At 63.2% G+C, this 14593-nt stretch carries 14 protein-coding genes; 6 read left to right on the top strand and 8 right to left on the bottom strand.

Features of this window, described 5'->3' with window-relative positions:
- The first annotated feature begins 19 nt into the window (after positions 1–19).
- The 4 genes from E8L22_RS20630 (at position 20) to E8L22_RS20615 (ending at position 6278) form a co-directional block, all read left to right on the top strand.
- Complete coding sequence (locus E8L22_RS20630) at positions 20–283, top strand: hypothetical protein (RefSeq protein ID WP_136526995.1); 264 nt, start codon at positions 20–22, stop codon at positions 281–283.
- 265 nt (positions 284–548) lie between these two features.
- Positions 549–1910, top strand: a complete 1362-nt coding sequence (locus tag E8L22_RS20625; RefSeq protein WP_136526994.1) for an OmpP1/FadL family transporter — start codon at positions 549–551, stop codon at positions 1908–1910.
- A 30-nt stretch (positions 1911–1940) separates the two neighbouring features.
- On the top strand, positions 1941–4430 hold the full coding sequence (locus E8L22_RS20620) for a hypothetical protein (protein ID WP_136526993.1): 2490 nt from the start codon (positions 1941–1943) through the stop codon (positions 4428–4430).
- 222 nt (positions 4431–4652) lie between these two features.
- Positions 4653–6278 (top strand): fumarate hydratase, encoded by a 1626-nt coding sequence (locus E8L22_RS20615; protein WP_135872942.1) that lies wholly within the window; start codon positions 4653–4655, stop codon positions 6276–6278.
- Between the two features lie 125 nt (positions 6279–6403).
- Here E8L22_RS20615 and E8L22_RS20610 read toward each other — a convergent pair whose 3' ends face one another.
- Positions 6404–6907 carry a chemotaxis protein CheX gene (locus tag E8L22_RS20610; protein ID WP_246044883.1) on the bottom strand — a complete coding sequence of 168 codons (504 nt, stop codon included), beginning with the start codon at positions 6905–6907 and terminating at the stop codon, positions 6404–6406.
- A 201-nt stretch (positions 6908–7108) separates the two neighbouring features.
- On the bottom strand, positions 7109–7291 hold the full coding sequence (locus tag E8L22_RS20605; protein ID WP_136526992.1) for a helix-turn-helix domain-containing protein: 183 nt from the start codon (positions 7289–7291) through the stop codon (positions 7109–7111).
- 246 nt (positions 7292–7537) lie between these two features.
- Here E8L22_RS20605 and E8L22_RS20600 point away from each other — a divergent pair, with 246 nt between their 5' ends.
- Positions 7538–8515, top strand: a complete 978-nt coding sequence (locus E8L22_RS20600) for an HD domain-containing phosphohydrolase (RefSeq protein WP_136526991.1) — start codon at positions 7538–7540, stop codon at positions 8513–8515.
- 62 nt (positions 8516–8577) lie between these two features.
- Here E8L22_RS20600 and E8L22_RS20595 read toward each other — a convergent pair whose 3' ends face one another.
- Together E8L22_RS20595 and E8L22_RS20590 are read right to left on the bottom strand one after the other, a co-directional pair.
- Positions 8578–8946: a glutaredoxin domain-containing protein gene (locus E8L22_RS20595; protein ID WP_136526990.1), complete on the bottom strand. Its 369-nt coding sequence runs from the start codon at positions 8944–8946 to the stop codon at positions 8578–8580.
- Position 8947: 1 nt separating this feature from the next.
- Positions 8948–9325, bottom strand: coding sequence for a S41 family peptidase (locus E8L22_RS20590; RefSeq protein WP_136526989.1), 378 nt, complete (start codon positions 9323–9325; stop codon positions 8948–8950).
- Between the two features lie 109 nt (positions 9326–9434).
- Here E8L22_RS20590 and asnS point away from each other — a divergent pair, with 109 nt between their 5' ends.
- Positions 9435–10820: an asparagine--tRNA ligase gene (asnS, locus tag E8L22_RS20585; protein WP_136526988.1), complete on the top strand. Its 1386-nt coding sequence runs from the start codon at positions 9435–9437 to the stop codon at positions 10818–10820.
- An 85-nt stretch (positions 10821–10905) separates the two neighbouring features.
- Here asnS and E8L22_RS20580 read toward each other — a convergent pair whose 3' ends face one another.
- The 4 genes from E8L22_RS20580 to hpnJ all read right to left on the bottom strand — a co-directional run bounded on the left by E8L22_RS20580 (position 10906) and on the right by hpnJ (position 14501).
- The gene (locus E8L22_RS20580) at positions 10906–11661 is read right to left on the bottom strand and encodes a DUF3108 domain-containing protein (protein WP_136526987.1); all 756 of its coding nucleotides are present in this window, start codon (positions 11659–11661) and stop codon (positions 10906–10908) included.
- Positions 11662–11787: 126 nt separating this feature from the next.
- Positions 11788–12168 (bottom strand): EamA family transporter, encoded by a 381-nt coding sequence (locus E8L22_RS20575; protein WP_135872957.1) that lies wholly within the window; start codon positions 12166–12168, stop codon positions 11788–11790.
- Positions 12161–13027, bottom strand: coding sequence for a hopanoid biosynthesis-associated protein HpnK (gene hpnK, locus E8L22_RS20570; RefSeq protein WP_136526986.1), 867 nt, complete (start codon positions 13025–13027; stop codon positions 12161–12163). The genes E8L22_RS20575 and hpnK overlap by 8 nt, the downstream gene beginning before the upstream one ends.
- Positions 13028–13079: 52 nt before the next feature.
- Complete coding sequence (gene hpnJ, locus E8L22_RS20565; protein WP_136526985.1) at positions 13080–14501, bottom strand: hopanoid biosynthesis associated radical SAM protein HpnJ; 1422 nt, start codon at positions 14499–14501, stop codon at positions 13080–13082.
- Positions 14502–14593: the final 92 nt, after the last annotated feature.

Genomic DNA, 14593 nt, shown 5'->3' with positions numbered 1-14593 from the left:
AGAAAACAGGAGGTGCACCATGATCTATCTGACCAATGACGCGCTGGACCAGGTCGTGTATTTCGAAATGCGGAGCAAGGAAGCCCTCAGAAGCGGCAGGAGCATCCAGCAGGTCTACCACGGGCTGCTCGGCAACGGCGTGCACGAGGTGGACGTCACCATGAAAAAGAGAAGAGGCTCCGTCGAGATCGCCTTCGGCTCCAGCGCACTGTTCTGCTTCGTCGAGGAGGATGCCCTGCGCCGCATGCTGGAAGGGATGGTGCGGGAAAAGACGGTGCACTGAGCGTTTCCATCGGCAGTTCGCGCAGCGCCCCGGAGTCCCCCCTTGGGCTCGCGCTGCGGCACGGCAGATCCTGGCGGCTTCCCCTTGACTTACCCCTGACCGGCGCTATTGTTAGCTGTCGCTAATTATTTCCGGCCACTCGGGGTTCACATGGGACGGCTCTGCCGTCAAAGCCAGATCCCCCTTGGCCGTAAAAGGCCGCCTGACGCGCCGCTGCAGCTTTGCAGTCGGGCGCTGCAGTCGATGGCCGCCAAGGGGGGATCACATGAGAAAATGGCTTCTGTGTGCTCTGCTGCTCTGTACCGGTTTGTCTCATGGCAGGTTGTGCCAAGGCGCGGGATTCAAAGTGAGCGAGCAGGGGGCCAGGGCCATGGGGATGGCGAACGCCTTCGCCGCGCAGGCGAGCGACCCGAGCGCCCTCTACTTCAACCCGGCGGGGATCGCCTTCCTGCCCGGAATACAGGTGAACCTCGGTGCCTTGGGGATCATCGTCCCGCAGACCGAGTTCAAGGGGACCACGCCGCTCTCCGGCACCCCGCCCCTCGACACCGGCACCACTTCCGTCACCGAGCGCTCCCGGCGAGACATCTTCATCGCCCCAACCGTCTACGCCACCTACTCCCCCGACAACCTCCCCGTCTCCTTCGGCATCGCCGTCAACTCCATGTACCCGCTTTCGAAGACCTGGGATGACTCTAGTGTCTTCCGCAACCAAGTGCAGATCGCGTCGATCAAGCCGATCAACATACAGCCGACCGCAGCGTACCGCTTCGACGACCTGAACCTCGCCGTGGCGGCGGGACTCGACGTCACCTACGCCGTCGTTTCACTGCAAAAGGCGCTCTACAGCCCGGCGATCGACCCGTCCGCGCCGGCGCCCCCTTTCGGCGCCTACGAGCTCGGCTCCATGGGGGTCGACGGCACAGCAACAGACCTCGGCTACAACCTGGGCATTCTCTGGAAACCGCGCTCCGAGGTAAGTCTGGGGATCGCCTACCGCAGCAAGATCACCCTCCATATCGACGGCGAGGCGAACTTCCTCGCCACCACGCCGACGGGCCTTGGCGCCATCGGCCTTACCGACACCGCCGTCTTCCCCTACACGCGCGCCAGGGCAAGCAGCAGCGCCTCCACAACGATCACCCTCCCCGACACCCTCGACCTCGCCGTCGCCTGGCGCCCCACCGACCGGGTCACCCTCGAATTCGACGCGACCCGCACTGGCTGGAGCAGTTTCGACAAGCTCCTCATCGATTTTCAATCCGCAGAGTTCGCCGCCTTCAACGACCAGCCCGATCCCAGGAACTGGCGCGACGTTTGGAGCTACAAGTTCGGCGGCGAGTACCGGGTCACCCCGCGCTTCGCCCTGCGCGCCGGCTACAGCTTCGACAACACCCCGGTCCCCGGTGGGACCGTCGACCCGCTGCTCCCCGACGCGGACCGGCACAGCTTCTCCATCGGCACCGGCATCGGCAATGCGCTCGCCACCCTAGACCTCGCCTACATGTGGGTGCACTTCGTCGACCGCAAGGTGCAAAACCAGGACATGGCCAACCTGAGGGGTGCTAACGGCACGTTCAAGAGCGACGCCTACCTCCTCGCCGCGAACCTGAACCTTACCTTCTAGGACGGCCCCTCCGGCCGCGAAGGAGAGCACATGAGAGAGCAACTGCTACGCCTTTGCTGCGTCATCTGTCTGCTGTTCACCCTGGCCGGCTGCGGCTCGGACTCCGGCGTCCACCAGGAGGAGAGCCCCAACACCGCCCTCTTCGACCCGAGCGCCGGGGTCGTCCCGCTCCCGAACGTGCTCGCCACGGCAGCGGCGGCCGATCCCATCACCCAGTACGCCGACCCGGCGACGGGGGTGGTGGGGGTGCGCCCTGCGAACCGCCCGATGAACCCTCTGGAGGCGCTTGCCTACGTGAACCGGTACGAAGTCGGGGGGACCGGCGCGGTGGCCGGGGTGAACGCCCCCATCTACATACGTTTCGCGCGACCGCTGCGCCCGGATACGGTGAACGGAACCAACATCAAGGTGTTCCAGGTCGGCGCCGACAGCGCCCTCCCCGACGCCACCGAGAACGCGCCCCTTCGCTTCACCGACGTGACCGCCGGCTTCACCTTCAGCTACCGTCCCGGCGCCGGCGACGTCTCGCTCTTCCCGAGGTTCCCGCTCCTCCCCGCGACCCGCTACCTCTACCTGGTCACCAACCGGGTGAAAGACGCCGCCACCGGCGGCTCGGTGGGAAGTTCCGTCTACTTCTCGGCGCTCAAATCCACTTCGGCACTGGCGGGCCCCTTCGCCCCCCTGGAGCGCATCCGGCAGAATACGACCGGCGCCAACGGGAAGGTCCTTTTTTCGGGCTACGCGAAGGTCATGAACGACCTGATCGCGGCTCCTACCCAGAGTACGGTGACGAGCCGCAGCCAGATCGCGCTCCTCGGGCGTTTCATCACCACCGCGGCGGGCTTCGTTACCGTCGACCCCGCCGATCCGCCTGGAAGCATCCTCCCGGTGGAAACCGCCCTGAGGGCGTTCGCCGCCGGGAGCGACCTCCCCGGAGGGCTTTCCGGCAAGAGCTGGCTCGGCGCCGGACTCAACGCCGCGACGGTCACCGCCACCCTCGCACCCGCCGTCTACTGGGGCGCGGTACTCGCGGGGACCGGTCTCCCGGTCGTCGTACCGCCGGCGGTCGGCTCCGTCGTCACCGGGAGCTTCACCAGCGCCGACCTCTCGATGAATCCGGTCGTCGCACGCGGCAACCCCGCCATGAACCAGAACCTCGCCTTCGGCAGCTACAGCGCGGCAAGCGCGGTGCTCCAGCCGTACCGCGAGCCGGGGACCGGGCGGCTCACCGGTTACTACTACACGGAGCGGCAGGTTCCCTTCGTCTACTTCGCGCCTGCGGGGACGCCCCCCGCCGGCGGGTGGCCGCTCGTCATCTTCCAGCACGGCATCGACGGCAGGAAGGAGCAGGCCATCGCCGTGGCAGGTGCGCTCAACGGGGCCGGCTACGCCGTGGTCGCCATCGATCTCCCGCTGCACGGCGAGCTTGCCCTGCCGGGGCACGTGACCGGCACGAAATGGGGTGAGGACTTCATCGCCCTGGGCGCGCCGCTCGCCGCACGCACCAACATCGAGCAGGCCGCGTTCAACCTGGACCGGCTGGAACTGGTCCTCGCCACCCCGACCTTCGGCGCCCCCTTCGCGGCACAGGGGTTCGCCCCCTTGGGAGCGAACGCACCCAACCCGAAGGTCAAACCGAAGTACGTCGGTCTCAGTTTGGGCTCCATCGTCGGCGCATACTACCTGGCCGGCAACACCACCCTGTCCGGCGCCCCCGGCACCCCCCCCTACACCCAGGCGAGCCTGGACGCGGATATGAAGGGGCTCTTCAGCGTCCCCGGCGGACGTATCGCCTACCTTTTGCGCGACAGCGCCGACTTCGGCCCGAGCCTGAACGCGGGGCTCGCCGCACAAGGGGTGATGCCGGGAACCCCGACCTACGAGCAGTTCTTCCAGCTCACCCAGTCCGTACTCGACCCGGTAGATCCGGCGACGATGACGACGCCCCTCCCGAACCTCGCTACGGCGGCCCTCCTCCCCTCGCGCCTTTCCGGACGACTCCTGATGCAGGAGGCGACCACCACGAGCTTCGCCGACGGCCTGCCTCTGAACGGCGACCTAGTGATCCCTAACTCGGCGACCCGCTACCTGGGGGACGCCCTCGGCGGTCGTGGCTTGCTCGGAACTCCCGCGGCGCTCGCCGTGGCGCCCGGCTTCGACCAGTTGAGCTACCTCTCCGGGCGGGTCCCGGCGCCGTCCATGATGACCCTCGCCGACGGCGTACCGGTCTTCAAGATCGCGACCGCGGCGGGCGACGCCGCCGCGACCGCCCCGCGCGAAGGTTACTTCCAGTTCGACGAGCAGGACGCGACGCACGGCATGCTGATCGACCAGGCGAGCTCCCCGGTCACCTTCCAGCTTGCCCAGCGTCAGATGGTGTATTTCGTCCGTAACGGCATCGCCGTCGACCCGACGGTCACCTCTACCGCACTGCCGCGCGCGGCAGCCGTTGCCGGCACCACGCTCCCGTACCGGGCGCTCCCGCCGCGCGTGATGAGGCTCTTCACGCCGCGCGACTGACGCCCCCTCCTTCCATCGCTCCTTGCGGCCGCGTCCACGGCCCGTCCGGCATTTCCGGACGGGCCTTTCTTTTTGGGCTTCCTTCGGGCCAACTTACCTCTCGACAAAGTAAGACATTTGCAATATATTCCGGCAGTACTGTATACAATTTTCTGCCGCACTCCCGGCAGGCCCAGATACCAGCCGATCACCATCAATCCCACGCAAAGGAGAACAGAACCGATGGCAACTCCAGAGTTCAAGTACCAGGAAGCTTTCCCGCTCGGGCCGGACACCACCAAGTACCGCCTCATCCCGGACTCCAAGCAGTACGTTTCGGTCGCCAACTTCGATGGCCAGGAGGTCCTCAAGGTCGCTCCCGAGGCCCTCACCGTGGTGGCCAACGCCGCCATGAAGGACCTCTCCTTCCTGCTCCGCCCCGAACACAACGAGATGGTAGCGAAGATCCTGGCCGATCCGGAAGCTTCCCAGAACGACAAGGGTGTCGCCCTCGCCTTTCTGAGAAACGCCGAGGTTGCCGCCAACTTCGAACTCCCGATCTGCCAGGACACCGGCACCGCCATCGTCATGGGCAAGAAGGGCCAGCAGGTCTGGACCGGCGCCAACGACGAGGAGTACCTCTCCAAGGGGGTCTACAAGACCTACACAGAGGAGAACCTGCGCTACTCGCAGACCGTCGCGCTCGACATGTACAAGGAGATCAACACCGGCACGAACCTCCCGGCCCAGATCGACCTCTACGCCACCAAAGGCGCCGAGTACAAGTTCCTCTTCATGGCCAAGGGGGGCGGCTCCGCCAACAAGACCTACCTCTACCAGGAGACCAAGGCGCTCCTTAACCCGGACAGCCTCGTGAAATTCCTGGTCGCCAAGATGAAGACGCTGGGCACCGCGGCCTGCCCGCCGTACCACCTGGCCTTCGCCATCGGCGGCACCAGCGCCGAAGCAAACCTTAAGACCGTGAAGCTTGCCAGCGCCAAGTACCTCGACGCGCTCCCCACCAGCGGCAACGAGCACGGCCAGGCCTTCCGCGACCTCGAACTCGAGAAGCTCCTCCTCGAAGAGGCGCAGAAAAGCGGCATCGGCGCCCAGTTCGGCGGCAAGTACTTCGCCCACGACGTGCGCATCGTCCGCCTGCCGCGCCACGGTGCCTCCTGCCCGGTCGGCATGGGCGTTTCCTGCTCCGCGGACCGCAACATCAAGGCGAAGATCAACAAGGAAGGGATCTGGGTCGAGCAGATGGACGACAACCCGGGCCGCCTGATCCCCGAGCGTTTCCGCGGCAAGCACGAGCACGGCGTCAGGATCAACCTGAACCAGCCGATGAAGGATATCCTCGCCGAGCTGACCAAGCACCCGGTCTCCACACCGCTCCTTCTCTCCGGCACCATCGTGGTCGGCCGCGACATCGCGCACGCGAAGTTCAAGGAGATCCTCGACTCCGGCAAGCCGCTCCCCGAGTACCTGAAGAACCATCCGATCTACTACGCCGGCCCGGCGAAGACCCCGAAAGGGAAGCCCTCCGGCTCCTTCGGCCCGACCACCGCAGGGCGCATGGACTCCTACGTCGATCTGCTGCAGGCAAACGGCGGCTCCATGGTCATGATCGCCAAGGGTAACCGTTCGCAGCAGGTAACCGACGCGTGCAAGAAACACGGCGGCTTCTACCTCGGCTCCATCGGCGGCCCTGCCGCCATCCTCGCCGAGGAGAACATCAAGAAGGTCGAGTGCATCGACTTCCCCGAACTCGGCATGGAGGCGGTCTGGAAGATCGAGGTTGAGGACTTCCCGGCGTTCATCCTCGTGGACGACAAGGGTAACGACTTCTTCAAGCAGCTCGGGATCTAACAAGTAAGACAGACCCTAGGACGAAAAAAGCCCCCGTTGCCGTAATGGCAGCGGGGGCTTTTTCATGTGTATGACGGAGGAGCCGTTTCAATCGGCCCGGTACGGCCCCGACTCCAACCTTCTCTTTACATGTAGACCATGACCCGGAAATGGAGCCTGCCGTCCATGGTGGTGAAGGGGATGGTAACCCCTTTACACTGCACGCTCATGCTCCCGTCCGTGGTGCTGGGCTCGGGGGGGTCGGTCATGGGGCGCAGCCGCCCCGACAGCACCAGGGGAAGCCCCAGGGCGACGCTGCCGTACTGTTCGTGGTACTTGGTCTTGAAGACGCCGGCGATGTTGTTCGCCACCTCGCCGACCGCGTCCGAGATGGCTTCGTCATCGGCCTCCTCGATCATCAGCAGGTCCTTGGCGATCTGCTCCGCGGGCCCTTTCTCCGTGGCAAAGATGATGTAGCCGACACGGTCGCCGGCAACCCCCACGATCCCGACCACGTCGGAGTGCAGCGGGTTGATCTTCTTCTCTACCTTGCCGGCAAAGATGTCCGTGTTCATGTAGCTCTTGAAGGTGTCCTGGGTGGCCGACATGATGGTGAACATGATCTCTTCGAACGTTATGCTGTTGCTCAAGGCAACCCCCTTTACAACAATTGATGATTGACGATGGACAATTGACAATGAAAAACAGTGAGGGCAATTGCGTCGCTACCTTTGCTATTCGTCATTCACCGCAAAAGCTTTAGCGATGCGTATACATGACACACTCATTGCGTGTCATCTGCCTGCCGTGCGGCAACTTTGTCAATGGCCAACTGTCAATTGTCAATTGGTTCAGATCCCTGTCAGCTCTGCCACTTTAAGCTCGATATCGTCCGCGTTTACCCTCACTACCTTCCCGTTTTCTTCCTCGGTGCGGATCACCCCTTCGTCGATCCATACCTGCAGACGCTCCTCTTCCACGCCGAAGTGTTCGCAGGCTTGCGCCACCGTGAACCAGGTCTTCGATGCCAGCATGATATCCCCCTTTAACCAGCTCCGGCCACAGCTTGGACGCGTTCTATAGAAGGGCGCGGGCTCGGTTTTAATTACAGATTCCACCGTTGGATGGTACCGCTCTTGCCTGCCATGTCAAGCAGAGCGGCGGGCTAGCACCGCAAAAACATTACAAGTTTGCCGCATGTGCATTTTTTGCTTTTCCAATGAGCTTCCCTGCCGATAAGTACAAGGCGGTTCCTTAATGAGCCATCGGAGACCTTGAAGATGCCGACCAGAGAGCTACAACGCGAGACGGTCCTGTTCGTCGATGACGAGAAGAGCTACCTTGCCTACACCAGTGAACTCTTTGAGAACCGGGGCCTCAATATCCTCACCGCCGGCTCGGCTATGGAGGCCCTGGAGATCGTGGAGCACCACTCGGTTGCCGTGGTGGTCTCGGACAACGAGATGCCGGGTATGCGTGGGGTCGAGCTGCTGTCGCGGATCAAGGAGGTCTCGCCGCACACGGTGAAGATCATGATGACCGGCAGCGCCGATCTTGCGACCACCCTTGCCGCGATCAACAGCGGAGAGGTCTTCCGCTTCGTGCTGAAGCCATGGAAGAAGGCTGAGATGCTGCGCGCGGTGAAGGATGGCATCCGCCGCTATCGCGTTTTGCAGGCGATCAAGCGGGAGGACGAGTTCATCCTGCACTCCCTCGCGCAGACCATCGAGCTTAAGGACGCCTCCACGAAGGGGCACTGCGACCGCGTGGCGACGCTTGCGCTGCGCCTGGCCGAGCGCCTGGGGATCTCGGAGGACACCCAGCAGGAGATAAGGTACGGCAGCTGGCTGCACGACTGCGGCAAGATCGGCGTCCCGGAGGCGATCCTCAACGCGGAGCGCGCCCTCACCGAGGAGGAGTTCTCCATCGTCATGAAGCACCCGGAATGGGGGTGCGAGGTGGTGCGCAAGGCGAACCTTTCGAAAACGGTCCAGGAGATCGTCCTGTACCACCACGAGCGCTACGACGGCAAGGGTTACCCCTTCGGGCTTGCCGGCGACAAGATCCCTCTGGAGGCCCAGATCGTCGCCACTGCCGACATCTGCGACGCGCTTACCATGGACCGTCCCTACCGCAAAGGTTTCGACCGTGACGAGCTTTTGTGGACCATGAAAGGGATGAGCGGCTCGAACCTCGATCCGGAACTGGTGGAGGTTCTCTTCCAGTTGCTGGCCGAGGATGAGCCGGAAGAGATTTGACACAAAAAAAGGGGGGAGCATGCGACATGCTCCCCCCTCTTCTTTTCCCTGCCTGCCAGGCGCTACTTTTTCTTGCGCACCTGCTCAACCGCTTTCTCGAAGCGCGACGCCTCAAACCCCTTGAGGATCTTGGCGTCGTCGCCGATGACGATGACCGGAACCCCCTGGCTCTTGTACTTGCCGGTCACAAGCGCCATCGCCTCGGGGTCGACCTCGACATCCCGGTTGATGAAGGGGATGTTGTTCCTGGTGAAGTATTCCTTGGCCGCCCTGCAGTGCGGGCACCAGGAGGTGGAGAAGAGAACGATCTTCGGGTATTTCGTTTCCTGTGGGCGCACCCCCAGCGGACTCTGAGGAAGTTGCTCGGCGCCGAAGCCGGAAAGCGGGATCAGCAGGGATGCGGCTAGGATGGCGGTCAGCAGAATACGCATGTCAATTCCCCTTGGGTTGTGTTTTGTCACCGCCGACGGCGAGCTGCCGCCGGATCATCTTGAAACTCAGGGTTTTCGGGTTGCCGGGACGGCGCACCAGGATCAGGACCGGTGTCCCGGCGCGTCCCCTTAGGCGTCGATCCACGATGAACTTGAAGTCGCTTCCCGCGGTCGGCGTGCCGTCCACCTGGACGATGATGTCTCCCGCCTTGATGCCGGCGAGATGCGCGGGGCCTCCAGCCACAATCTGCCGCACCGCTATGGTGCCGTCGGCCCTTGGGACGCCGTCGATGCCGACCCCGCCGAAAGCGGACCCCTCGCCGGACATGGGCAGGGCGAGCAGGAGCAAAAGTTGTAATAGACACATTATCCTGTTCATGGGGCGTCAACTTATACGAAGGGCGCCCCGGCTGTCAACTATGCTTTTGCCGCGCTTTTCCCTCTGTGTTATAAATGATGCGTCCAAATCCACCAACGGAGCTACCTATATGACTCTTCGAACCAAGGTGAAAGAAGCCCTCTCCCAAGGACGCCCCGGCAGCACCATCCTCGTGAAGGGGTGGGTGCGCACGATACGAAACAGCAAGGAGGTCACCTTCATCTCCTTGAACGACGGTTCTTGCCTGTCCGGGATCCAGGTGGTCGTCGAGCCGGAGCTTGCCGGCTACCGCGAGATCACCGGGATCGGCACCGGCAGTGCCCTGGCGGTCACCGGTGTGCTGCAGGAGTCACCCGCCGCCGGTCAGGCGCTTGAGCTGAAAGCTAGCGCCATCGAGGTGGTGGGGGGCGCCGACCAGGATTACCCGATGCAGAAGAAGCGGCACACCTTCGAGTACCTGCGCACCATCGCCCATCTGCGGCTGCGCAGCAACACCTTCGGGGCCGTCTTCCGCGTCCGTTCCGCCCTCGCCCAGGAGGTGCACCGCTTCTTCGCCGAACGCGGCTTTCTCTACGTACACACCCCGATCATCACCTCGAACGACTGCGAGGGAGCAGGGGAGCTCTTCCGGGTCACCACCCTCGACATGGCCCGTCCCCCGCTGAAAAACGGCGCGGTCGACTTCTCCGGCGACTTCTTCGGCGGGGCCACCGGTCTCACCGTGAGCGGCCAGCTGGAGGGAGAGCTTTTCGCCCAGGCCTTCTCCGACATCTACACCTTCGGCCCGACCTTCCGGGCCGAGAACTCCAACACGGCGCGCCACGCCGCCGAGTTCTGGATGATCGAGCCGGAGATGGCCTTCGCCGACCTCTCCGACGACGCCGATCTCGCCGAGGCCTTCCTGAAAAGGCTCTGCCGCTTCGCCCTCGATAACTGCCAGGAGGACATGAGCTTCTTCAACGCGCAGATCGACAAGGGGCTCATCGAGCGCATCAAAGGGGTCGCGGAGGCCTCGTTTGCCCGCATGGATTACGGGGAGGCGATCGAGCGGCTGAAAAAGGCGCCGGTATCGTTCCAGTTCCCGGTGGAGTGGGGGCTCGATCTGCAGTCGGAGCACGAGCGCTACCTGACCGAACAGGTGGTGGGGGGGCCGGTCTTCATCATGAACTACCCGAAGGAGATCAAGGCGTTCTACATGAGGCAGAACGACGACGGCAAGACCGTCGCGGCCATGGACCTCCTTGTCCCGAAAGTCGGGGAGATCATCGGCGGGAGCCAGCGCGAGGAGCGGCTGGAACTTCTGGAGCGGCGCATGCTGGAAACGGGGATCGAGCCGGAGTCGCTTTGGTGGTACCTAGACACCCGGCGCTGGGGCTCCACGCCGCACGCCGGTTTCGGGCTCGGCTTCGAGCGGCTGATCATGTACCTGACCGGGATGGAGAACATAAGGGACGTCATCCCGTTCCCGAGGACGCCGAGGCACGCGGAGTTCTAGGGACGCGTCGCTTTCATAGCGGGCATGAAAAGAGGCAAGGGCCGCGCGGCCCTTGCCTCTTTTGTTTCACGATGAGAGCAGCGTCCTAGCGCTGCGCACTCTGCGGCCAGTAACTCCCCCCGACCAGCATCGCCTTGATCTTGCCGATTTTCACCTTGGTGGTGACCATGACCGGGATCTTGAGCGCGTCATCGGTGAGCCAGACCTTGATCTCGCCGGAACGGTTGAAGAAACCATCCGCCTTCATAAGCGGCTGCACCACTATGGTCTTGAAGCGCCCGACCGGCGTATCGATCTCCTGGCGGTTCAAGACCTTCACCTCGGTGTTCCAGAGTTTCTTGCAGTCGTAGATATCGACATGCAACGACTTGCCGGGGGTGAGTGGCAGGCTGCGCACGTAATAGACGATGGAGAGCGGGTCGAAGGTGTTGGGCCCTATTTCATCGACGCGCTGGGTCTTATGCAGGAGGTCCCGTGATTCGACCTTCAGTTTCTGCTGGTCGAAACGCGCCTCCTTGAGCTTTCGGTGGTTCCCTTCGCTGATCTTGTTGCGGAAATAGGTGGGGACACCGAACCGGTCACCGCTGCCGCGCTGCACGACGGATTCGGCGCGGTCGTCCACCTTGAAGAAGGTATCAAGCCACGGCATGGAGCGGGTGGTGGTGACGATGTGGATCTCGCCCCCCTTGGTGACCGCCTCCTGCACCGTAGTACCCGCCTTGACGCCGGTCCAGCTGACGTCATAGATCAACTTCTCGTTGGGACTCATGGCACTGGCAGGGATAGCGTACAGGGAAAGGACGAGAACTGCGAAAAGGGACAATAATGCTGAAAGTTTCATGTCCACAGCTTAGCCCTTCGCTGCTCATTTTTTCAAGGGAAAAAACTTAGGGATTACCTAATGTTAGAGCACACACACGAAGCCGGCAGGTGACGGCGCCGTGACCTCTCCGATAGGCGGGAAGCTCTACGCGCCGCTGCTCTTGGTGATCATGATGACACCGATGGCGACCAGCACGGTGCCGGCCCAGCGCATGGGGCTCACGACCTCGTGCAGGAGGTACTGGGAAAGGAAGGCGACCAGGATGTAGTTGAGCGCCTGCATGGGGAGGGCGACGGAGAGGTCTTCCCAGGAGAGGACGGCGAGCCAGAGGAAGAAGAAGATGGCGAGCATCGCCGTGCCGAAGACGAGTTTCGGCGTGGTGAGCGCCTGCACGGCGACCCGGAGGATACCCTTCAGGTTCATGGTCGAGATGTCACCAAGTTCCTTCATGCCGCTGGCAAGGAGCAGGTCGCCGATGGTACCGGCGGTAACCGCGGCCAGCATGACCACTACCGTCTTAAACATACGTCTTTTCCTCTCCCCGGTAATTTCTCAGCCGAAGGCCGAGCCGGGCCATTTTCTCACGCACGCGCGGGCTGGTGAGCGCCGCCAGTTCCGCCTCGTGCTGGTAGTCGGGCATGCGCCGCTTAAGGGTGGAACATGGATGGCAGCCGGGATGGAAGTAGATCTCGGTGAGCCCCTCCCCTACCCCGTCAAGTGCCGAGAGCAGGTACTCCTCGGTCATCTGCCCCGAGTTCAAAAGCCCCTTCACCTCGGCGGCGTAGCGGATGCCGAGCCGGTCCAGGCGCGGGCGGCAGCGGTCGGCGAGGCGGGCGAAGATGAAGGCGTCCGCGCACTTGCCGACGACACGCCTTTTGTCCAACGCGAGGTTCGCGGGAAGGTTTTCCCTGGTGAGCCGGAAGCTCTTGATGCCGTAGGTGGGGATCAGCTCGCAGAGGATGTCGAACACCACCGGGTGCATGTGGATGTTCAGGTGGCCGTCCACGTGGGTGAGCTCGACGCCTGCGTCCCGGCACTTCGCGAGCTGTGCGTCGATCTCCTGGCGGAGCTTCTTCCTGAGCCCTTTGAGGAAGAAGTAGCGCATCCCCGCAAGCACCGGGTCGTCGGTGAACTCGCCCCCTGCGTCGGTCAGGGCGGGAAGCCCCTGCTGCTTGAGGACCGCGCTCCCCTGCACCAGGGTGAGGTGCAGCCCAACCTGCAGGGCGGGGTTCGCGCGTGCGAAGGCCGCCGCCTCCTCGAAGGCGTCCCCTCCCACCATGAGAGAGGTGCCGGTCAGCATCCCTTCCTGCCATGCCTTGATGATGCCGCGATTCGCTCCGGTGCTCAGACCGAAGTCGTCGGCGTTCAGGATCACTTCTTTCATAAGCCGTTCTACGTTCAATGTTCTAGGTTCTACGTTAACTGCCCCACTACGCTCAGCAGGCGGCCTTCTTGCGCCTCTTCATGTAGCTTAGGTACTGGGCCCCTTCCTTCAGGAGCTTTCTGCGTACCTTCGCGTCGACCAGCATGCTGTAGATGCTGCGCGCGATGTAGCGGGGGCGGAAGTAGAACTTGTTGTAGAAGAGCTCCACGGCGTCGAAGATCTCCTGGTTGGTGAGGTCCGGGTAGTTGATGACGCATTTCTGGTGCCCGGTGGCGTCCAGGAAGCTGTCGGAGGCGATCCAGCCGTTCTCCTTGGCCATCTGGTAGAACTCGGTGCCGGGGTACGGCGAGGCCAGGGAGACCTGGATCGAGCTGAGATCGAGGTCGATGGCGTAGGCGATGGTCTCCTTGATAGTTTCCCGCGTCTCGCCGGGAAGCCCGAGCACGAAGGCGCCGTGCACCGTGATGCCGAGCTTCTTGCAGTTCTTGGTGAACTCGATCGCCTGCGCCTTGGTGACCCCCTTCTTGATATTCTTGAGGATCTGCTCGTTGCCCGACTCGTACCCGACCACGACGTGGTGCATGCCGGCGTCGGAGAGCTCCTTCAGGGTCTCGTAGTCGCAGTTCGCGCGCGCGTTGATCACCCAGGAGACGTTCAGCGGCTTGATGGCCCGGGCGATGGCGATGGCGTGCTGCTTGTCCGCCGTGAAGGTGTCGTCGTCAAAGGAGATGTCCTTCACCTGGGGGAGGTTCTCCTTGATCCACTTCACCTCCTCGTAGACGTTCTCGGGGCTTCTCTTTCTGAGGGTTCTCCCGGAGAAGGTCTGCGGCCAGAGGCAGTAGATGCAGCGCGACGGGCAGCCGCGGCTTGCGTAGATGGAAACGTAAGGATGGCGGAAGTGCGGGATGACGTACTCCTCGATGGGGAGGTCCCGCTTGTACACCTGGCTCGCAAAGGGGAGCGCATCGAGGTCCTGAATCGGGGGGCGGTCCTTGGTGTGGCACACCTTGCCGTCCTTCATGAAGCTGATGCCGTCGACCTCTTCCCAGGGTTTCCCCGCGCACAACTCCGCGGTGGAGTAGTCGAACTCGCCGCGGCAGACGATGTCCACCGCGCCGTCGGCGAAACGCAGGCTCTCCTCGGGGAGTACGCTCACGTGCGGGCCGGTGAGCACGGTCACCGTCTCGGGACGCTGCGCCTTGACCCGGCGCGCCGTTTCCACGTCGATGGCAAGGGTCGGGGTGGAGGTGTACATCACCACCATGTCAAAATCGTTGGCGATTTTCAGGCAGGCGTCGAGATCAAGCCGCTGCACCGGTGCGTCAACGACGCGCGCCCCCGGGATCATACCCGCGGGGTAGGTTAGCCAGCCGGGAAACCAGAAAGAGGTTACCTCCCGGGATGCCTGGTAGCGCGCGCCGGCGCCTCCGTCGAAATCCTCGAAGGTGGGCGGGTTCAAAAACAGCGGCTTCATGTACCCTCCAGATTAATGAAGTCAAACAAAAAAGAACCCTGACTATAAGACGGCAGGGGCGGTTTGTCAAGGCGAACCCTGGCCGGGTTCGG

The organism is Geomonas ferrireducens, assembly GCF_004917065.1.
Taxonomy (GTDB): Bacteria; Desulfobacterota; Desulfuromonadia; order Geobacterales; family Geobacteraceae; genus Geomonas; species Geomonas ferrireducens.
Note: the sequence above shows the minus strand (reverse complement) of the source record. Positions and strands in the feature narration are given on the sequence as shown.